The organism is Ruegeria sp. CL5 (assembly GCF_056536485.1).
In genome coordinates, this window is the sequence record NZ_JBQFPS010000013.1 from 87,616 (window position 1) to 105,508 (window position 17,893).

A 17,893-nucleotide genomic window follows, 5' to 3' on the forward strand; every position below is an offset into this window, starting at 1 on the left:
GGGGTGAACTTATAGCTGACCAAGTAGTTCAGCCGTTGGCCATGCATCTGCGGACAATCCCAAACGCTGTTGCTCGGCCTGCACCGCTGCACGCGTCCCCGCACCAAGAATTCCGTCGATCTTGCCCACGTCATAACCCCGTGCCTGTAGCTTGGTCTGCAGTTGCTTCATCTGTGTTCCGGACAATCCAGGTGCAGGATTGCCTGCGTCATAGATCTGACCGCCTTCCAACCGAGTGCCGAAGTAGGCGGCGGTCAGGACGTAAACGAAGCTCTGGTTCCATTCGAAATAGACGTCGAAATTCGGGTAAGCCAGAAAGGCGGGCCCTTTGTGACCTTGTGGCAGGATCAGCGAGGCGGGCAAGTTAGTTAGCGTGCCGCTGCGCGCCTGCACGCCCATAGCCTGCCATTCGGACACCGGGCGGGGCTTGCCGGGGCCGGACAGCGACCAATCCATCTGCGCGGGCACGGTGACCTCCTGCAGCCATGGCTGACGCGGTTGCCAACCCAGATGTGACAGCATCTTGGCCCCGGACATCAGTGCATCTGGTGCCGAGGTTTTTAGCGAAACCTTGCCGTCTCCGTCCCCATCCACGCCGTTTTCCAGAATGTCGCGCGGCAGCATCTGCACCATGCCAATCTCGCCCGCCCATGCGCCGGTGGTGCGGGCCGGGTCGAAATTGCCTCGTTGATACAGCTCGATGGCAGCGAAGATTTGCGGCCGGAACAGCTCGGGGCGGCGGCAATCATGGGCCAGCGTCACCAGCGCGTTGCGGGTGTTAAAATCCCCTTGAAACGCGCCGTAATCGGTTTCGAACGCCCAGAACGCCAGCAGAACACCACGTGAGACACCGTATTCACGCTCGATACGGTCAAATATGGCATCGTACTTACCTGACATGGCCTTGCCCCGGTCGATCCGGTTTTGTGAAATCAGGCGGCGCGAGAAGTCGATGAACGGTTTTTGGAATACGCCCTGCGCGCGGTCGGCTTTCAGAACGGCCCCGTCCTGCTGCACGCCATTGAAAAAGCTGTTGACGGTGGATTTGTCAAAACCCTGCTGAATGGCTTCGGCTTTCAGCCCTTTGACGAAGGCATTGAACCCACCGCCGCATTGGGCAAGGGCGGGCGAGGCGAAGAGGGCGGCGGCAATAAGGCCGGAAAGGAAACGCATAAGGCTGATCCGTCAGAATATGAAGTTGAACCCAACCCACACTGACACGAGCCCAAGCGCAAGCCCCCAAACCTGCCAGAGCATGTTGGATGCGCGAAAAACCTCCGCCGCGTCGATTTCTTGCCGGGCATTCCCATTCACCCAGGTGAGATCCCGCATCTGCCCGTCATAGCTGCGCGGCCCGGCCAGCGCGATATCCAGCGCGCGCGCCATCGCGGCCTCGGGCCAGCCTGCGTTGGGTGAGATATGGCGGCGTGCGTCCTCAACCATCTCTCCCCAGCGCGACCTTTGGCCGGACAGCGCGACGATCATCACAAAGGTCAGGCGGGCCGGGATCAGGTTCAGCAGATCGTCCAGCCGCGCCGCTGCCCAGCCGAAGGCGCGGTATTTGTCGTTGCGATAACCGATCATACTGTCGGCGGTGTTGACGACCTTGTAGACCAGCAGCCCCGGCAGACCTGCGACCAAAAACCAGAAGGCTGGGGCAATTACCCCGTCGCTCAGGTTTTCGGCGGCGCTTTCGATGGCCGAGCGCGCCACCTGCGCCTCGGTCATATCTCGTGTATCGCGCGAGACGATCATGGCGACCTGCGCGCGTCCTTCGGCAAGCGTGGTCAACAGGCCTTCGCCAACTGCGCGAACATGAGTGATCAGGGATTTCTGTGCCAGAAGGATGGCGCAGATTACGATCTCGGCAATCGGACCAAGCAGTGCCAGTAATCGACCAAGGATGAGTGCCACCACAACCAGGATGAGCACCGTCGCAACCCCTTTGAGACGGCGATGCGCCCCATGGTTCAGCCGGTCGTCCAGCCAGCCAATTGCGTTGCCCATCAGTACGGCAGGGTGGCGCATTCGCGACCACAGCCAATCCGGCTCACCCAGTGTTGCGTCCAGACACATGGCGCAGACCAATAGAAACGCGGTGCTCACAGCGCTGCTTCCAGCCGGGCCCAGCCGTCTGCAGGCGGTAATCCAAGGCGCAGGTAGGTTCTGGAATAGGGGAATATACGGCTCCAGACATGCGCCCGTGCCAGCCGGTCCTGCCACGCGGCGGCATCGCCTGCGTCATAGAGGCGGAACAGGCTGGTCCCACCGATCAACCGCGCGCCTTTGGTCGTGACAAGCTGATCCAACCGGGCTGCGTCATTTGCCAGACGCTTGCAGGTTTCTTCTGCCCAATTCGTATCGCGCAGAGCTTGCGCACCGATCCGCAGCGCCGGGCCGGAAACCGCCCAGGGTCCGGTCAGGTCATTTAACCGTGCGATCAGATCGGGGTGACCGATCGCAAAACCCAGCCGCAACCCGGCCAGCCCCCAAAACTTGCCAAAACTCTTCAGCACAACGACGCCGGGCCGCGCTGCCAGATGGATCAGCGAGGCTTCGGGGGTCACGTCGCAGAAGCTTTCGTCGATCACCGTCAGCGGTGCGTCGACATCCGTCTCTTGCCAGATGCGCCCATCGGGATTGTTGGGGTGCACGATGACGCGCGCCTCGGCGGAGCCGGTCTCGTGCACCGTCCAGCCCTGTGCGGTGAACGCGGCGGCATGTTCGTTATAGGTTGGCATCGTGATCTGCACGCGGCCCGCTTTGGCCAGCGCGGGCAAGCGGGCAATCACCGCTGAAGCGCCGGGAGAGGGCAGAATCTCGGCCCCATCCGGCACGTTCCAAAACTCCCGCGCCGCGTCCGACAGGCGTTCGAACGCGCCATGATCGGGCAGTTCCATCCAGTCCGGCTGCTGCAGGCCCGAGACCAGATAAGCGTGCGGGTTGATCCCCGTTGACAGGTCGATCCAGTCCGTGCGAACGCCCCCGAACCGGGCCATCGCGCCATCCAGACCCCCGCCATGATCGCGCGCGGCCCGAGGGTTCAATCTGTCATTCTGTCCAACCATCAGCCCCAGCCGGAATCGCCTATTTCGTATGCTTCAAGCGGATTTTTGCCGCTCATACAAGCGAATCCGCCAGTTCATGGCCCTGTGCGGGCGCTGTTAACACTTTGTTAAGGAAATCGCGTGATCACGGACAACAGGGGTCGGCACCACTCACCCTTATCACGTGCCGAGGTTGTTGCAAATGAAAGTACTGATTGTTGAGAGTAACCCCGATCTAGGTCGGGTCTGGCAACGGCATCTGCAAAGGCAGGAGGCCGAGGTCACTTTGGTTGAGACGCAAGATGCTGCAATATTGGCGCTCTATGGCACAGCCTTCGATATCATCGTGTTGGATCTGGTTTTGGAAACCGGCAGCGCCTTGGCGGTTGCCGATTTTGCAAGCTATCGCAGGCCCGAGGCGCGGGTGATCTTTGTCACCAACACCACATTCTTCTCGGACGGGTCCATCTTTGCCCATAGTGCGAATGCCTGCGCCTATGTGCAAAGCTCGACCCCGCCCGAGGATCTGGCAGCAATGGTCGAGCACTACGCCGCCGGGCGCTGATCCCGTCCATGGGGTTCTAAATAATCCAGCTCTGGGTTCACCGGAATGATCCGATGCGGATTGATGCTATCGTGGCTGTAGTGATAGTGGCGCACAATGTGGTTCATGTTCACCGTCTCGGCCACGCCGGGCCACTGATACAGCTCGCGGGTAAAGGCCCAGAGGTTCGGGTAATCCACCAGCCGCCGTTTGTTGCATTTGAAATGCAGGTGATAAACCGGGTCGAACCGGATCAGCGTGGTGAACAAGCGCCAATCGGCCTCGGTCACGCGGTCACCCATCAGATAGCGGTTGCGTGACAGACGATCCTCAAGCCAATCCAGCGTGTCGAACAGAGGGTCAATGGCCGCGTCATACGCCTCTTGCGAGGTGGCGAAGCCGCATTTGTACACCCCATTATTTACATCGGAATAGATGCGCGCGTTGACCTCTTCGATCTCGTCCCGCATCGCCTCGGGCCAGTAGTCGTCGGTGTTGCCGGTGATCCCGTTGAAAGCCGAATTGAACATGCGGATTATTTCCGAGCTTTCGTTCGAGACGATGGTCTTTTCCACTTTGTCCCACAGGATCGGCACCGTCACGCGGCCTGAATAGTTGGGGTCGGCACGGGTATAGATCTGATGGGCAAAGTCATGTCCGAACAGTTTGTCTCCTGTCGCTCCATGGTCGTCTGTTTCAAAGGTCCAACCTTTATCCAGCATATCCGGATGTACCACCGAGACTGAGATGTGTTCTCGCAACCCCTTCAACTCGCGAAAGATCAGCGTGCGATGCGCCCAGGGGCAGGCGTGAGAGACATACAGATGATATCGCCCGCTCTCCGCCTCGAAACCGCCACGCCCCGAGGGACCAGGTGCCCCATCGGCGGTGATCCAGTTGCGAAACTGTGCGGCCGAACGTTTGAACGCCCCGCCAGTGGATTTGGTGTCATACCAGGTGTCATGCCAAACGCCGTCGACAAGCAGGCCCATCGTCATTCCTCCGCATTGCGTTTGAGACAAAGATAGGCTGTTGCGGCTCAGGTTCCTATTTCACCGCGCGCGCAACTGACCTGCATCCGCGCACAGTGTCATCGGGACACCTGCGCAACAGATCGTAAATCTCGGGTCCAAGTGAGACAGTTCACTGGATTTTTACACAAGCTGGTCCACAATAAAGAAAGTTCTGGGGGAAGTTTATTATGAGTACCTATGTTTCTAAGGAAATTCGCGCTGAATTGGATGCCGCCCGAATCGCTACATTGAAGAAATCCAGCCGTTTGCGGGTGGAGTTTGGCGACAATAGCTTCAAGATTCTCACATTGTGGAAGGATGGTTTCACCGTCGAGGCCGAAACCACGCCACGCCTGCGTGGGCTCGTCGATATCTATGACGGTGCCAATCACATGTATCAGTGCCTGATCATCGCAGATGAAGAAGCGGTGGGTGAGATGCGCTATGAGTTCAAGCGCAGCACTGTGGCAGCCGACAAGGCCCCGCTGGATTTCTACCGCGCGCCGGATGCTCCGATCGCGTTGCTTGAAAACCGCGACTGACACGCTCAACAATTGACCTGAGGCACCGAAGCGCCGTCGGCGCTCGGGCGGCAATGGTGCCACAAGATTCTCAGTTATCGGGCCGGACGATTAGTCGTGGGCCGTCAGGGTCAGGTGCACAGGGGACAGGCCATCGATACCGCCTTCGATTCGGTCTCCGGCGACCACGGGCCCGACCCCAGCGGGTGTGCCGGTCAGGATCAGATCGCCGGGGCGTAAATGATAGAAACCCGAGAGATGGCAGATCAGTTCATCAATCTTCCAGACCAGCTCGGACAATGTTGCGTCCTGTTTCACCTGCCCATTGACGCTGAGATAGATGCGCTTGTCATCCGATGGGCTCCAGTCATCGGCGCGGGTCAGCGGGGCGAAGACCGCGCTGTTTTCCACATCCTTTCCCAGATCCCAAGGGCGCTGTTTGTTGCGCTCTCGGATCTGCAGGTCGCGGCGCGTCATGTCCAGGGCACACCCATAGGCAAAGATCGCCGCCCGGGCCTGCGCTGCCGTGGCCTGGAAGACCGGTTTCCCGATCGCAACGGCCAGTTCCATTTCGTGATGATAATCCTCGGTACCAGCCGGATATGGCACTTGTGCCCCGGTCAGAACTGCGTTGGGCGCGGATTTGGTGAAATAGAACGGCGCCTGACGATCCACCTCATGCCCCATCTCGGCAGCGTGGGCGGCATAGTTGCGGCCCACACAGAAAATCCGCCCTATCGGATAGGTCAACTGTTCCCCCTGGACCGGGATGCTCGGGACGTCCGGAAGCGCAAAGAGTTGGTTGGGCATGATTTGCCTCCAATTGTTTTCAGACAGGGTTATTGCAAATCGCCAAAGGCGCGTTTGAGACGGGCGCAAGCCTCTTCCACCCGCGCGCGTTGCGTGGCCAGATTGAACCGCTCGAAGGTTTCTCCTCCGGTGCCGAAGCCGGGACCTGAAGATGTCGCGATCCGCGCATCTTCGCGCAGGCGGCGGACAAATTCATCATGGCTCATCCCGGTGCCAGAGAAATCAACCCAGGCCAGATAGGTCGCCTGCAGCGGCATCGACCACAGGCCCGGAACCTCGGCGATGGTTGCGTCGAACAGTTTTCTGTTGGCATCCAGATGGGCGACCTGTTCATCGACCCATTTCGCCCCTTCCGGAGAATAAGCGGCGGTGATCATCGCCACCCCCAGCGCACTTGGATCATAGTCCAGAGTGGTGATCCGGTGTCGCATCTCGGCCCGCAGCTTGGCGTCGGGAATGATCATGTTACCGGTGCGCTGGCCCGCGATATTGAATGTCTTCGACGCCGCGGTCAGAGTCACGGTCCAGGGACGCGCATCCGGGGCGGCGACATCCATCGGCACGAAGGTATTGCCCGGATAAACCAGATCGTGGTGAATCTCATCCGAAACCAGGATCAGTCCGTTACGTTCTGCAAAAGCTGCTACCGCACGCAGCTCATCCGGCGTCCAAACCCGACCCGAAGGGTTCTGCGGCGAGCACCACAACAGCAGCTTTTCCGACCCGTCCAGCCGCGACTGCGCATCATCCAGATCAAGCGCGTAGGTCTCCCCATCCCGCACCAACGGGCACTCGACCACGCTGCGGCCGGATTTGTTCACCTTATGCGCAAACTCATGGTAGACGGGCGTGAAGATCACGACGCCATCGCCCGGTTCGCTCCAGACATCCAGACACAGGGCGATCGCATTGCCCAGACCCTGCGAAGTTAGAACCCAATCGGTGTCGATCTCCCAATTGTGGCAGGTCTTCATCCACCACTGGATTGCGTTCAGATACTCCGGGTGCATCCACGAATACCCAAACGCGCCATGATCGGCGGCCTTGCGCACGGCCTCGATCACACATGGGGCGGTGGCATAGTCGGAATCAGCCGTCCACATGGCCAGCCCGTCCTCGGGCGAGACGCCATAGAGCTGCTCCATCTTGTCCCATTTTGAAGAGCTGGTGCCCCGGCGGTCGATCAGGTCGTTGAAAGTCATGTCATCTCCATCTGTCGAGGCGAAAGCTAACCACAAATCCATCAGGTGCAAGGGGGCCGTTGCGGAGGCGGGCACGATGGCCTAAATCAGCCCCATGAAACGCAATATCCTGATCCATCCCGATCCCCGACTGAAAAAGGTCTGCGCGCCGGTGGCCGACATCACCGACGACCTGCGCAAACTGGCCGATGACATGCTGGAGACGATGTATGACGCGCCCGGCATTGGCCTTGCTGCGCCGCAGATCGGTGTGCTCGACCGGCTGATCGTGGTGGACTGTGTCAAAGAAGAAGGTGAGGCCCCGCGTCCACTGGTGATGTTCAACCCCGAGGTCATCGCCTCCTCGGACGAGACCAACGTCTACGAAGAAGGCTGCCTGTCGATCCCTGAGCAATATGCCGAAGTCACGCGCCCGAAGACGGTTGATGTCACCTGGCTGGACCGCGACGGCAATCTGCAACAGGAAACCTTTGATGATCTCTGGGCGACCTGTGTTCAGCACGAGATCGACCATCTGAACGGCAAGCTGTTCATCGATTATCTCAAGCCGCTCAAACGCCAGATGATCACGCGCAAAATGCAGAAGCTCAAGCGCGAAAAGGCCCGCACATGACGGTGCGGACCTGCCTGCCATGGCCCGACAAGCGCCTGCGCACCAAGGCCGAGGACGTCCCCGAGATCACCGATGATATCCGTGCCATCTGGAACGACATGATCGACACGATGGAGGCGATGCCGGGTGTCGGTCTCGCCGCGACACAGATCGGGGTGATGCTGCGTCTGGCAGTCGTGGATGGCTCGACCCAGCGGGGCAAAGCCGTGCGGCTGGCCAATCCCGAGATTCTGCACAGCTCGGTCGAGCTGCGCGAGCATGACGAGGCCAGCCCGAACCTTCCTGGCGTGTCCGCCAAGGTGAAACGTCCCCGCGCGGTAACGGTGAAATTCATCAACGAACAGGGCCAGATCGACCGCCGCGATTTTGTGGGCATCGAGGCCACCAGCGTGCAGCATCAGATCGATCATCTGAACGGGCGGATGTATTTCGACCGGCTCAGCAAGGTCAAACGCGACATGCTGCTGCGCAAGGCGCGCAAATCCACATAGGCTGGGCTTCAGCCCGGCACCCCAACACCTTCGGAGCCGACGATGCGCATAATCTTCATGGGAACCCCCGATTTCTCGGTCCCCGTCCTAAACGCACTCGTCAATGCAGGGCACGAAATCGCCGCCGTCTATTGCCAACCGCCACGCCCCGCTGGTCGCGGTAAGAAAGACCGCCCGACTCCGGTCCATGCAAGGGCCGAGGCGCTGGGACTGGAGGTGCGCCATCCGACCTCGCTGAAAACGCCCGAAGAACAGGATAGATTTGCAGCGTTGAACGCTGATGTGGCGGTAGTCGTGGCTTATGGCCTGATCCTGCCACAGCCGATCCTTGATGCACCCACCCACGGCTGCTTGAACATCCACGCCAGCCTGCTGCCGCGCTGGCGCGGTGCCGCCCCGATCCATCGCGCGATCATGGCGGGTGACGCGCAAACCGGCATCTGCATCATGCAGATGGAGGCCGGGCTCGACACCGGGCCTGTACTGCTGCGCGAGGCCACCGACATCGGTCCCGATGAAACCACCGCGCAACTCCATGATCGCCTGTCGGATATGGGCGCAGCGCTGATCGTTGAAGCACTGAACAAGCTGCCCAGCCTGACCCCTGAACCACAGCCCGAAGAGGGCGTCACCTACGCCACCAAGATCGACAAATCCGAGGCGCGGATCGATTGGTCCGCCCCCGCCACCGAGGTTGACCGAAAAATCCGCGGCCTCTCGCCGTTCCCCGGCGCATGGACCGAGATCGAGGGAGACCGGATCAAACTGCTGGCCTCACGTCTGGCCGAAGGGCAGGGCACACCGGGCGAGGTGCTCGATAGCGACCTGACCGTGGCCTGTGGCGAGGGCGCGATCGAACTGCTGCGCTTGCAAAGGGCGGGCAAAGGCGCGCAGGATAGGGAAACCTTTCTGCGGGGCTGGCCCATCCCGGTCGGCACCCACCTGTCATCGGAGTAGACCATGTTCATGATCCTGATGGGCACCGTCGTGATCGCCGGGATCGTGGGCTATTTGTCTGAAAAGACCGGCTTTACCCATAACGGCTATCTGCAATCGATTATCATCTGCGTGGGCGGGGCATTCCTGTTCTATTTCGTCCGCATAATGTTCGGCATCAGCTTTGGCCCGCCGGGGCTGGACGCGGTGCTGTCCTCCATCGGGGCGCTGATCATCGTGCCCACGCATTGGAGAAAATGAGATGCCCATCGTCGCCCTGATCATCATAGGTGCCGCCGCAGGTTTCCTTGCCACCCGCCTGATGCGGATCGAGGCTGACATTCCAACCACCATGCTGATCGGCGTCGTCGGCGCTTTGGTGGGCGGCTTGGTCCTACGCACGCTCATCACCGTGATGGGATGGCTCTCAGGGTTTATCGGGGCCATTCTGGGGGCGCTTTTGGTGATCTGGATCTGGCAGACATACATACGGCGCTGAGCGCTTGACCCGACCGTGATCTGCGACCAATGTCCGGGCAATTCTTTGTTGAAAGGCCTCTCATGTCGCATGATCTGACCACCGGTGACGTCGCCCTGATGGGCGTGCCGCTGGACCTGCATTCCTCGTTCCTGCAAGGCCCCGCCTTTGCGCCGGGTCGCATCCGCGAGGCGCTGCATTCCGGTGCGGCCAACTTGACCGCCGAAGACGGAACCGATCTGGGCGCAACCGACCGCTTCAAAGACACCGGCGATCTGGATGTGTTCGAGATGATGGGGCAGGAGCCTATCGACAGGATCGAGGCAGACGCGGCCGCCCGGATCGAAACCGGCGCGCGGCTGCTGTCACTGGGCGGTGATCACTCGGTGGCCTATCCGCTGATCAAGGCGCATGCAGACCGGTATGAGGGGCTGAATATCCTGCATATCGACTCACATCCCGACCTCTATGACAATCAGCAGGTCGGACCATTAGGCCATGGCTGCCCCTTTGCGCGCGTGATGGAGACCGGCAAGATCAATCGCCTCGTTCAGGTCGGCATCCGCACCATGAACAAGCACCAACAGGAACAGGCCGACAAGTTCGGGGTCGAGGTGATCGACATGCGCAACTGGAGCCCCGATCTGGAGATCAGCTTTGATGGCCCGGTCTACCTGTCACTGGACCTTGACGCGCTGGACCCCGCCTTTGCCCCCGGGGTGTCGCATCACGAACCCGGCGGGCTCAGCACGCGTGAGGTGATCGACCTGATCCATCGGTTCAAAGGTCAACTGGTCGGCGCGGATATTGTCGAGTTAAACCCGCATCGCGACCCCTATGGAATGACCGCCATGGTGGCGGCGAAATTCGTCAAGGAACTCGGCGCGCGGCTGCTGACGCGCTAGCGTTCGTCGCAGATCGCGGCGGTCCCAAGTCTTGGGGCCGCGCTCGTTGTCATGTCGTACCGGTTCGCCTCGGAAGCGGTCATCCAGTGCATTTCATCCTCGGATGCGGCATCCAGTGTGAACCAGTAGAAGTCCGGGTCGACGCCGATATCTGCGAAATAATCAAGATATCGGTCATGTTCAGGATGACCTTCGGGCAATTCCGCGGCCACGTAACCTCCACCACCCCAACTGTGAACTCCCACGCAGGCGCCGGGTTCCAGCACCCGACGGTTACCGGCCAGAAACAGGTCAGTTCCGCCAGAGGCGACCAAACCGTTTGATGGTACGACCGTATTGAACCCTTCCTCGCGTACTACGCGGCTGAAGACCACATTTGAGTCATCATCGACCGAGCCTTCGATATTTTGCAGCACCAGTGTCTTGATCCCGGGGTTTTCGTCCATCACCTCTTCAAATGCGCTGAGCGTTGTGTGGTCGATCGTGCCAGACGCCACGATCTGATCCCCTTCGGTCCTGAATGTGACCGGGGTGTAGTGATCTGCACAAGCCGCCAGCAGCAGCGTTGCCGCAAGAAATGAAAGTCGGGGGGTCATAGCGTTCTCGTGTCTGTTTGTACCCTATTGCCGAGGCGGTCGGGCCTTGTAAACCGGCAACTGCCAACCGAACAGCAGCGATCCGGCCCGCAGCGACCAGCAGACCAAGGCGCATAGCCCCAATGCAGGCAGGCCGGTTAACCCAAGCTGAGCCGCCAATACCGCTGTCAGGGCACCGGCAAAGGCGCAGGAAACATAAAGCTGACCTTGTTTCAGCACCAGCGGCACCTCATTGCAGACCACATCGCGCATCAGCCCGCCGAGGCAACCGGTGGTCACACCCATCAGCACCACAATGACGCCGGCCTGTCCCAGCGACAGCGCCACACCCGTTCCTGCAGCCACCGCGATGGACAGTGCAAAACTGTCCAGCCAAATCAGCCAATTATACCGGCTTTCAACCAGATGTGCAGTGAAGAACACCAGCACTGCGGCGCCGCAGGCAATCAGGATATAGTCGGGTTGCCCGATCCAAAACACGGGATGTCGATCCAGCAGCAGGTCGCGCACCGTGCCGCCGCCCACCGCTGTCAGGCAGGCGATGAAGGCAAACCCCACCAGATCGAGCTGCGCCCGGCTGGCGACCAAGGCCCCGGTCAGCGCAAAGACCAGAACCGAGGCATAATCCAGCAGGGCAAGCCCGCTCACGCCTGCGCCTTTTTGGGCTTAAACGGTGCCATGCCCGCACGCGCCAGTTCATCCGCGCGCTCATTCTCGGGGTGGCCTGCGTGGCCCTTGACCCATTCCCAAGTCACCTGATGCCGCTCTTGCGCCTCATCCAGCCGCTGCCACAGATCAACATTCTTGACCGGCTTCTTGTTCGAGGTCTTCCAGCCGTTTCGCTTCCAACCGAAAATCCAGCCGGTGACGCCATTTTTTACATAGGCGCTGTCGGTGACGATGGTGATCACAGATGCTCGCTCTAGCGTTTCCAGCGCGCTGATCGCAGCCAACAGTTCCATCCGGTTGTTGGTGGTCTCGGCCTCTCCGCCATTCAATTCGCGCTCTTTCAGAACGTTATCACCATCCATCGCGCGTAGCAGCACGCCCCAGCCACCGGGGCCGGGATTGCCGGAACAGGCACCATCGGTATAGGCAAACAAATCAGGCATGGGCAAACACCAGAATGAACCCGTCATAGGACCCGGCGAGACCTTTGCCGATCCCCTGCACGGTGCGGTCGATGGTGAAGCCGGCCGTGGTCAGAGCCTCTTCTATCTCGGGCTGAGTATAATATGTATAATAGCGGTTAATATCGTCGCGATGCTCACCCGTTCCAAGCTTCATGCCCAGAAACAACTGACCGCTGGATTTCAGTGCCTTGTGGATTGCGCTTAGATGACGCGGGAAATCGGAACGGGACGCGTGCAGTAGCGAAAAGCTGGCATAAACGCCGTCATATTCCTCGGCCTCGGTGACGTCATCGAAAGTGCCCAGATAGGCATCAACGCCATTGTCGCGTGCGTGTTCGACAAAGGCGGGCGTGGCATCCAGCGCCCGCACCTTTAGCCCTTGGCGCATCAAAAACGCGCTGTCCGATCCGGGCCCCGAGCCCAGATCCAATACATATCCGCCCGCCTCGACCGCATCCGCAAAGGCCTGCCGGGCCTCAAGCTGTTCGGGGGGCAGGGGGATTTTCAGATAATCGGCGACCCGCGCAGTGTAGGCGTCAATCGTGCGTTTGTCCTGAGTCATGCAGGCACCCGCAGAACACGCGGCACTTTGAACTCTACGTTTTCTGTCGCGGTTTCGACTAGCTCGACCGTCACGTTATAATGGTCGCGGAAGGCTTCGATAACCTCGTTCACTAGTACTTCGGGGGCCGAGGCCCCTGCAGTAACCGCAACGCTCGCGATACCCTCCAGCGCCCGCCAATCGATTTCGGTCGCGCGTTGGACAAGCTGTGCATAGTTGCAGCCCGCACGTGAGGCGACCTCGACCAGACGACGCGAGTTTGACGAATTCGGCGCTCCGACCACCAGCAGCGCATCAGATTTCGGCGCAACCGCTTTTACCGCTTCCTGCCGGTTGGTTGTTGCATAGCAGATGTCTTCTTTATGCGGCCCAACGATTGCGGGGAACCGGGCCTCTAACGCTGAAATGATATCCTTTGTGTCATCCACCGACAGAGTGGTTTGGGTGACAAAAGCCAGTTTATCGGGATCCCGCACAGCAACCTGCGACACGTCCTCAACCGTTTCAACCAGCAGCACCTCGCCTTCAGGCAGTTGTCCCATGGTGCCGATAGTTTCGGGATGGCCTTTGTGACCGATCATGATCATCTGCAGCCCGGCATCGGCGTGGCGCTGCGCCTCGACATGCACCTTAGACACTAGCGGACAGGTGGCGTCGACATAGATCATCTCGCGCTGGGCGGCAGTGGCAGGTACGGATTTTGGTACACCGTGGGCGGAAAAGATCACCGGGCGGTCGTTTGGACATTCGTCCAGTTCTTCGACGAACACCGCGCCCTTGGCGCGCAGCCCATCTACAACGAATTTGTTATGCACGATCTCGTGACGCACATAGACCGGCGCGCCCCATTTCTGCAGAGCCATTTCAACGATCTTGATTGCCCGATCCACTCCGGCGCAAAACCCGCGTGGGGCGGCAAGATACAATATCAGTGGTGGCTTGGTCATGGGCGGTCTCCTTGCCTGAGACACCTAGGTCTTTTCATTGCCATGGTCCAGACAGCAGTACGTCATTTACCTGACATGAATCGCTGTTAGCAAAGGGATGTTTTTAGCACCTATCCCTTTAAAATTAGCGCGGCCAGGGCTTTTAGCCCTGGCCGTACATTTCATCGCCCCACATCGTGAGTGGGTAATCGGGCTTGGTGTTACTGACCGCCCGCAGCGGCGACGCTGCGCGGTTCAAGCGGCATCTCGCGCGGAGGTCTTCCGATCACGTCGCGCAGGTCCTCCAGATCGATAAAGTTGTCGGCCTGACGGCGCAGCTCGTCCGAAATCATCGGGGGCTGGCTGCGAATGGTCGAGACAACCGAAACGCGCACGCCCTGACGCTGCAGGCTGGCAATCAGCGGGCGGAAATCCCCATCGCCCGAGAACAGCACGATATGATCTACACGTGGTGCCAATTCCATGGCATCAACGGTCAACTCGATGTCCATGTTTCCTTTGACTTTCCGACGCCCCATGCTGTCGGTGTATTCTTTGGCCGGCTTGGTTACCATGGTGAAGCCGTTGTAATGCAGCCAGTCCACCAAAGGTCTAATCGGCGAATACTCGTCATTTTCCAGTAGCGCTGTGTAGTAGAAAGCTCTAAGCAGTTTGCCTCTGCGCATGAATTCTTGGCGCAGCAACTTGTAGTCGATGTCAAACCCCAGTGCTTTGGCGGCTGCATAAAGATTCGAGCCGTCGATGAACAGCGCTAGCCGTTCGTCCTTGTAAAACATAAAATGGTCCTTCCGGTATAAGCCACCGCACCGTGAGCTCCGTGAGTGAAAATGAATTGGTCAGTGCAATGGTGCCTCTAAAATAGGCCTTTTTGCCTACATCGCAAGCATTCTCTGTTCCGAATATGGGGTTCGAAGTGGACAAATCTTTGTCAAAAGCGGTCGTTGCCCTTGGCGCAAATCTCAGTCTGAGAGGTAATGGGCCCAAGGTGACACTTGAGCAATCATTGGTCGCAATGGCCGAGGCTGGCTTGGTGATTCGCGCAAAAAGTCGGTTTTTTGCCACGCCCTGCTTTCCTGCTGGGGCCGGGCCAGACTACGTTAATGCGGCGGTTTCGATTGAAACGGATCAGAGCCCGCACGAGGTTCTGGCGCTGCTGCACCGTATCGAACATGATTTCGAGCGCGCCCGCGAACAACGTTGGGGGATGCGCACGCTGGACCTTGATCTGGTCTGTTGGGGCGATTTGGTGCTACCGGATGATGTGGAGTATCACCGCTGGCTAACCCTGCCGCATGAAGTACAGGCCATATCCGCTCCGGAACACTTGATCCTGCCGCATCCACGTCTGCAGGACCGCGCATTTGTGTTGGTGCCGATGGCAGATGTTGCCCCCGATTGGCGCCATCCAGTACTGGACAGGACAGTCACACAGATGGTTGCCGCACTGCCACGCGAGGACGTGGCAGAGGTTAAGTCTCTGTGATCCTCGCATTTGCGGCATTTCCTGCTTGTCAAGGCGGGGATTCGCGCTTAGATAAACCCCTTCCTGCCACGGATTCATTTACGGAGAGCGCCCCATGGCCCGCGTTACGGTCGAAGATTGTGTAGACAAGGTCCCGAACCGGTTCGAACTGGTGATGCTTGCAGCCCACCGGGCGCGCGAGATTTCCGCCGGTGGCCCGATCACTGTTGATCGCGACAACGACAAGAACCCCGTTGTCTCGCTGCGCGAAATCGCCGATGAAACTCAAAGCGCTGATGAACTGCGCGAGCGTCTGATCGAGGCCAACCAGACCCAGATCGAGGTTGATGAGCCCGAAGAAGATCAGATGGCGCTGCTGATGGGTGCGGAATCCGACAAGCCTGCGGATGACGACATGTCGGAAGAAAAGCTCCTGCGCGCTCTGATGGAGGCTCAGGGCCAGGGGTAATTCCCAGCGACAAAGGTGCGGACCGGATGATTTCAGCAGAAGACCTGATTGCGCTGGTCCGCAATTACAACCCCAAGACAAATGCCGAGCGCATCGAAAGGGCCTACGAATTTGGCCTTCAGATGCATGAAGGACAGTTCCGCCACTCGGGCGAGCCCTATTTCTCGCACCCTGTTGCCGTTGCCGCCATCCTGACCGAACAGCGTCTGGATGATGCGACCATCATAACGGCCCTGCTGCACGACACGATCGAAGACACCAAGGCCAGCTATGGCAAGGTTTCCGAACTGTTCGGCGATGAGGTCGCCAAGCTGGTCGATGGCGTCACCAAGCTGACCAACCTACAGCTTTCCAGCCGCGAGACCAAGCAGGCCGAAAACTTCCGCAAATTGTTCATGGCCATGTCCAAGGACCTGAGGGTCATTCTGGTCAAGCTCGCCGACCGTCTGCACAATATGCGCACCATCAAGGCGATGCGCCCCGAAAAGCAGGTGCAAAAAGCGCGCGAGACGATGGATATCTACGCACCGCTTGCGGGTCGCATGGGGATGCAATGGATGCGCGAGGAACTGGAAGATCTCGCCTTTCGTGTCCTGAATCCCGAAGGCCGCCAGTCGATCATCCGCCGCTTCATCACCTTGCAGCGTGAAACCGGCGACGTGATCCACCGCATCACCGGCGACATGCGGCACGAGCTGGAAAAAGCCGGGATCGAGGCCGAAGTCTTTGGCCGTGCCAAGAAACCCTATTCGATCTGGCGCAAGATGCAGGAGAAAGACCAAGGCTTCTCGCGCCTGTCCGACATCTATGGGTTCCGTATCATTACCGGGTCTGAGGAAGACTGCTATCGCACCCTCGGCGCGATCCACCAGCGTTGGCGCGCGGTGCCGGGACGGTTCAAGGACTATATCAGCCAGCCGAAATCGAACGGTTATCGCTCGATCCACACGACTGTGTCCGGGCGCGACGGTAAACGGGTCGAGGTTCAGATCCGCACCCGCCAGATGCACGACGTTGCCGAAACCGGCGTGGCAGCGCACTGGTCCTATCGCGATGGTGTCCGGTCCGAAAACCCTTTTGCCGTGGACCCAGCAAAATGGATCGCAAACCTGACTGAACAGTTCGACAGCGAGGATGATCACGAAGACTTCCTCGAAGCGGTCAAGCTCGAAATGTATTCGGACCAGGTGTTCTGTTTCACCCCTAAGGGCGACGTGGTGAAATTGCCGCGCGGGGCAACACCGATCGATTTTGCTTATGCGATCCACACCCGTATCGGCCATGCATGTGTTGGGGCCAAGGTGGATGGAATTCGTGTGCCGCTTTGGACCCGACTCAAGAACGGACAATCGGTGGATATCATCACCGCTGATGGTCAGAGCCCACAGGTCACATGGCTTGAGATCGCCGTCACCGGTAAGGCCCGCACCTCGATCCGCCGCGCCTTGCGTGAGGTTGACCGGGAACGCTTTATCAAGCTGGGTAAAGAACTGGCTCGCGCAGGGTTTGAAAACGTCGGCCGTAAGGCCACCGACAAGGCACTGGATACGGCTGCAAAACACCTGCGGTTGAAAGACCGACACGAATTGTTGGCCCGTTTGGGCAGCGCCGAGTTGACCGCGCACGAGGTGGTCGAAGCCGTTTACCCCGAACTCACCAAGGACGATGGCGACGCCATCTCGCCCCGCCGCGCTGTGATCGGGCTTGAGCCCGGCCAGAAATTCGACCGTGCGCCTTGTTGCCAGCCATTGCCGGGTGAACGCATCGTTGGCATCACATATCGCGGCAGGGGCGTTGAGGTGCACGCCATCGACTGCGACCGTCTGACCGAGTTCGAAAATGAACCCGAGCGCTGGGTCGATCTGCACTGGCATGCGGGCACACACCCGGCTGTCTATGGAGCGACGCTTGATCTGACTATCGGTAACGATGCCGGGGTACTGGGGCGTATTTGCACATTGATCGGAGAGAAAAAGGCCAATATCTCGAACCTCGAATTTGTCGACCGAAAACCGGATTTTTACCGTCTGATGATCAACGTTGAACTGCGCGATCTTGAACAACTGCATTCGCTGATGCTTATGCTTGAGGCGGAAAGCGATGTCGCCGCGGTCGAACGGTATCGGGAAAGCAAGAAAACCGTCGTCGCGGCTGGCTAAGAAGG

23 protein-coding genes are annotated in these 17,893 nt (G+C 59.3%); 11 read left to right on the plus strand and 12 right to left on the minus strand.

Annotated elements, in window-relative coordinates; all coding sequences use genetic code 11:
- Positions 1 to 9 precede the first annotated feature (9 nt).
- Genes ACR0IU_RS19185 through ACR0IU_RS19195 form a run of 3 tightly spaced genes read right to left on the minus strand, consistent with a single transcriptional unit; the run spans position 10 to position 3,068 of the window.
- Positions 10 to 1,173 (minus strand): lytic murein transglycosylase, encoded by a 1,164-nt coding sequence (locus tag ACR0IU_RS19185; RefSeq protein ID WP_480717357.1) that lies wholly within the window; start codon positions 1,171 to 1,173, stop codon positions 10 to 12.
- Positions 1,174 to 1,185: 12 nt separating this feature from the next.
- Positions 1,186 to 2,106, minus strand: coding sequence for an adenosylcobinamide-phosphate synthase CbiB (gene cbiB, locus ACR0IU_RS19190; RefSeq protein WP_480717358.1), 921 nt, complete (start codon positions 2,104 to 2,106; stop codon positions 1,186 to 1,188).
- Positions 2,103 to 3,068 (minus strand): threonine-phosphate decarboxylase, encoded by a 966-nt coding sequence (locus tag ACR0IU_RS19195; RefSeq protein ID WP_480717359.1) that lies wholly within the window; start codon positions 3,066 to 3,068, stop codon positions 2,103 to 2,105. The genes cbiB and ACR0IU_RS19195 overlap by 4 nt, the downstream gene beginning before the upstream one ends.
- A 181-nt stretch (positions 3,069 to 3,249) precedes the next feature.
- Here ACR0IU_RS19195 and ACR0IU_RS19200 point away from each other — a divergent pair, with 181 nt between their 5' ends.
- A complete protein-coding gene (locus ACR0IU_RS19200; RefSeq protein ID WP_480717360.1) occupies positions 3,250 to 3,612 on the plus strand; it encodes a response regulator transcription factor in 363 nt (120 codons plus the stop codon).
- Here ACR0IU_RS19200 and ACR0IU_RS19205 read toward each other — a convergent pair.
- Positions 3,594 to 4,583 (minus strand): glutathione S-transferase family protein, encoded by a 990-nt coding sequence (locus ACR0IU_RS19205; protein WP_480717361.1) that lies wholly within the window; start codon positions 4,581 to 4,583, stop codon positions 3,594 to 3,596. The two genes, ACR0IU_RS19200 and ACR0IU_RS19205, sit on opposite strands and share 19 nt — an antisense overlap.
- 209 nt (positions 4,584 to 4,792) lie before the next feature.
- Here ACR0IU_RS19205 and ACR0IU_RS19210 point away from each other — a divergent pair, with 209 nt between their 5' ends.
- Entirely contained in the window at positions 4,793 to 5,146 is a 354-nt protein-coding gene (locus ACR0IU_RS19210) for a hypothetical protein (RefSeq protein ID WP_010437652.1), read from the plus strand.
- Between the two features lie 90 nt (positions 5,147 to 5,236).
- Here ACR0IU_RS19210 and ACR0IU_RS19215 read toward each other — a convergent pair whose 3' ends face one another.
- Both ACR0IU_RS19215 and ACR0IU_RS19220 read right to left on the minus strand, forming a co-directional pair.
- Positions 5,237 to 5,935, minus strand: coding sequence for a fumarylacetoacetate hydrolase family protein (locus ACR0IU_RS19215; protein ID WP_480717362.1), 699 nt, complete (start codon positions 5,933 to 5,935; stop codon positions 5,237 to 5,239).
- A gap of 29 nt (positions 5,936 to 5,964) precedes the next feature.
- Positions 5,965 to 7,137, minus strand: a complete 1,173-nt coding sequence (locus tag ACR0IU_RS19220) for a MalY/PatB family protein (protein ID WP_480717363.1) — start codon at positions 7,135 to 7,137, stop codon at positions 5,965 to 5,967.
- A gap of 94 nt (positions 7,138 to 7,231) precedes the next feature.
- Between ACR0IU_RS19220 and def (ACR0IU_RS19225) the strand changes: the two genes are divergently transcribed.
- The 6 genes from def (ACR0IU_RS19225) to speB all read left to right on the plus strand — a co-directional run bounded on the left by def (ACR0IU_RS19225) (position 7,232) and on the right by speB (position 10,560).
- Positions 7,232 to 7,750, plus strand: coding sequence for a peptide deformylase (def, locus tag ACR0IU_RS19225; RefSeq protein WP_170392632.1), 519 nt, complete (start codon positions 7,232 to 7,234; stop codon positions 7,748 to 7,750).
- The gene (gene def, locus ACR0IU_RS19230; protein ID WP_480717364.1) at positions 7,747 to 8,241 is read left to right on the plus strand and encodes a peptide deformylase; all 495 of its coding nucleotides are present in this window, start codon (positions 7,747 to 7,749) and stop codon (positions 8,239 to 8,241) included. The genes def (ACR0IU_RS19225) and def (ACR0IU_RS19230) overlap by 4 nt, the downstream gene beginning before the upstream one ends.
- Positions 8,242 to 8,283: 42 nt before the next feature.
- A complete protein-coding gene (gene fmt / locus ACR0IU_RS19235) occupies positions 8,284 to 9,198 on the plus strand; it encodes a methionyl-tRNA formyltransferase (RefSeq protein ID WP_480717365.1) in 915 nt (304 codons plus the stop codon).
- A gap of 3 nt (positions 9,199 to 9,201) precedes the next feature.
- Complete coding sequence (locus ACR0IU_RS19240; protein ID WP_039541692.1) at positions 9,202 to 9,438, plus strand: hypothetical protein; 237 nt, start codon at positions 9,202 to 9,204, stop codon at positions 9,436 to 9,438.
- Position 9,439: 1 nt separating this feature from the next.
- Complete coding sequence (locus ACR0IU_RS19245; RefSeq protein WP_480717366.1) at positions 9,440 to 9,676, plus strand: GlsB/YeaQ/YmgE family stress response membrane protein; 237 nt, start codon at positions 9,440 to 9,442, stop codon at positions 9,674 to 9,676.
- A gap of 62 nt (positions 9,677 to 9,738) precedes the next feature.
- Positions 9,739 to 10,560: an agmatinase gene (gene speB, locus ACR0IU_RS19250; protein WP_480717367.1), complete on the plus strand. Its 822-nt coding sequence runs from the start codon at positions 9,739 to 9,741 to the stop codon at positions 10,558 to 10,560.
- Here the strand turns inward: speB and ACR0IU_RS19255 are convergent.
- From ACR0IU_RS19255 to ACR0IU_RS19280, 6 genes are all read right to left on the minus strand, one after another.
- Positions 10,557 to 11,156 (minus strand): Clp protease/crotonase-like domain-containing protein, encoded by a 600-nt coding sequence (locus ACR0IU_RS19255; protein ID WP_170475818.1) that lies wholly within the window; start codon positions 11,154 to 11,156, stop codon positions 10,557 to 10,559. The two genes, speB and ACR0IU_RS19255, sit on opposite strands and share 4 nt — an antisense overlap.
- A gap of 24 nt (positions 11,157 to 11,180) precedes the next feature.
- On the minus strand, positions 11,181 to 11,804 hold the full coding sequence (locus ACR0IU_RS19260) for a trimeric intracellular cation channel family protein (RefSeq protein ID WP_480717368.1): 624 nt from the start codon (positions 11,802 to 11,804) through the stop codon (positions 11,181 to 11,183).
- On the minus strand, positions 11,801 to 12,268 hold the full coding sequence (gene rnhA / locus ACR0IU_RS19265; RefSeq protein ID WP_480651981.1) for a ribonuclease HI: 468 nt from the start codon (positions 12,266 to 12,268) through the stop codon (positions 11,801 to 11,803). Before rnhA ends, ACR0IU_RS19260 begins: the two co-directional genes overlap by 4 nt.
- Positions 12,261 to 12,851 carry a class I SAM-dependent methyltransferase gene (locus ACR0IU_RS19270; RefSeq protein ID WP_480717369.1) on the minus strand — a complete coding sequence of 197 codons (591 nt, stop codon included), beginning with the start codon at positions 12,849 to 12,851 and terminating at the stop codon, positions 12,261 to 12,263. The genes rnhA and ACR0IU_RS19270 overlap by 8 nt, the downstream gene beginning before the upstream one ends.
- Positions 12,848 to 13,798 carry a 4-hydroxy-3-methylbut-2-enyl diphosphate reductase gene (gene ispH / locus ACR0IU_RS19275; protein ID WP_480717370.1) on the minus strand — a complete coding sequence of 317 codons (951 nt, stop codon included), beginning with the start codon at positions 13,796 to 13,798 and terminating at the stop codon, positions 12,848 to 12,850. The genes ACR0IU_RS19270 and ispH overlap by 4 nt, the downstream gene beginning before the upstream one ends.
- A 200-nt stretch (positions 13,799 to 13,998) precedes the next feature.
- Positions 13,999 to 14,574, minus strand: coding sequence for a LabA-like NYN domain-containing protein (locus ACR0IU_RS19280; RefSeq protein ID WP_480717371.1), 576 nt, complete (start codon positions 14,572 to 14,574; stop codon positions 13,999 to 14,001).
- A 125-nt stretch (positions 14,575 to 14,699) separates the two neighbouring features.
- Between ACR0IU_RS19280 and folK the strand changes: the two genes are divergently transcribed.
- The 3 genes from folK (at position 14,700) to ACR0IU_RS19295 (ending at position 17,888) form a co-directional block, all read left to right on the plus strand.
- Positions 14,700 to 15,281: a 2-amino-4-hydroxy-6-hydroxymethyldihydropteridine diphosphokinase gene (gene folK, locus ACR0IU_RS19285; protein WP_480717397.1), complete on the plus strand. Its 582-nt coding sequence runs from the start codon at positions 14,700 to 14,702 to the stop codon at positions 15,279 to 15,281.
- 94 nt (positions 15,282 to 15,375) lie between these two features.
- The gene (gene rpoZ, locus ACR0IU_RS19290; RefSeq protein ID WP_010437681.1) at positions 15,376 to 15,729 is read left to right on the plus strand and encodes a DNA-directed RNA polymerase subunit omega; all 354 of its coding nucleotides are present in this window, start codon (positions 15,376 to 15,378) and stop codon (positions 15,727 to 15,729) included.
- Positions 15,730 to 15,755: 26 nt separating this feature from the next.
- Positions 15,756 to 17,888 carry a RelA/SpoT family protein gene (locus ACR0IU_RS19295; RefSeq protein ID WP_480717372.1) on the plus strand — a complete coding sequence of 711 codons (2,133 nt, stop codon included), beginning with the start codon at positions 15,756 to 15,758 and terminating at the stop codon, positions 17,886 to 17,888.
- Positions 17,889 to 17,893: the final 5 nt, after the last annotated feature.

Coding starts and splice junctions, on each gene's coding strand:
- ACR0IU_RS19185 (WP_480717357.1), bottom strand. CDS start 1,173: ATGCGTTTCCTTTCCGGCCTTATTGCCGCCGCCCTCTTCGCCTCGCCC.
- ACR0IU_RS19195 (WP_480717359.1), bottom strand. CDS start 3,068: ATGGTTGGACAGAATGACAGATTGAACCCTCGGGCCGCGCGCGATCAT.
- ACR0IU_RS19200 (WP_480717360.1), top strand. CDS start 3,250: ATGAAAGTACTGATTGTTGAGAGTAACCCCGATCTAGGTCGGGTCTGG.
- ACR0IU_RS19205 (WP_480717361.1), bottom strand. CDS start 4,583: ATGGGCCTGCTTGTCGACGGCGTTTGGCATGACACCTGGTATGACACC.
- ACR0IU_RS19210 (WP_010437652.1), top strand. CDS start 4,793: ATGAGTACCTATGTTTCTAAGGAAATTCGCGCTGAATTGGATGCCGCC.
- ACR0IU_RS19215 (WP_480717362.1), bottom strand. CDS start 5,935: ATGCCCAACCAACTCTTTGCGCTTCCGGACGTCCCGAGCATCCCGGTC.
- ACR0IU_RS19220 (WP_480717363.1), bottom strand. CDS start 7,137: ATGACTTTCAACGACCTGATCGACCGCCGGGGCACCAGCTCTTCAAAA.
- def (WP_170392632.1), top strand. CDS start 7,232: ATGAAACGCAATATCCTGATCCATCCCGATCCCCGACTGAAAAAGGTC.
- def (WP_480717364.1), top strand. CDS start 7,747: ATGACGGTGCGGACCTGCCTGCCATGGCCCGACAAGCGCCTGCGCACC.
- fmt (WP_480717365.1), top strand. CDS start 8,284: ATGCGCATAATCTTCATGGGAACCCCCGATTTCTCGGTCCCCGTCCTA.
- ACR0IU_RS19240 (WP_039541692.1), top strand. CDS start 9,202: ATGTTCATGATCCTGATGGGCACCGTCGTGATCGCCGGGATCGTGGGC.
- ACR0IU_RS19245 (WP_480717366.1), top strand. CDS start 9,440: ATGCCCATCGTCGCCCTGATCATCATAGGTGCCGCCGCAGGTTTCCTT.
- speB (WP_480717367.1), top strand. CDS start 9,739: ATGTCGCATGATCTGACCACCGGTGACGTCGCCCTGATGGGCGTGCCG.
- ACR0IU_RS19255 (WP_170475818.1), bottom strand. CDS start 11,156: ATGACCCCCCGACTTTCATTTCTTGCGGCAACGCTGCTGCTGGCGGCT.
- rnhA (WP_480651981.1), bottom strand. CDS start 12,268: ATGCCTGATTTGTTTGCCTATACCGATGGTGCCTGTTCCGGCAATCCC.
- ACR0IU_RS19270 (WP_480717369.1), bottom strand. CDS start 12,851: ATGACTCAGGACAAACGCACGATTGACGCCTACACTGCGCGGGTCGCC.
- ispH (WP_480717370.1), bottom strand. CDS start 13,798: ATGACCAAGCCACCACTGATATTGTATCTTGCCGCCCCACGCGGGTTT.
- ACR0IU_RS19280 (WP_480717371.1), bottom strand. CDS start 14,574: ATGTTTTACAAGGACGAACGGCTAGCGCTGTTCATCGACGGCTCGAAT.
- folK (WP_480717397.1), top strand. CDS start 14,700: ATGGGGTTCGAAGTGGACAAATCTTTGTCAAAAGCGGTCGTTGCCCTT.
- rpoZ (WP_010437681.1), top strand. CDS start 15,376: ATGGCCCGCGTTACGGTCGAAGATTGTGTAGACAAGGTCCCGAACCGG.
- ACR0IU_RS19295 (WP_480717372.1), top strand. CDS start 15,756: ATGATTTCAGCAGAAGACCTGATTGCGCTGGTCCGCAATTACAACCCC.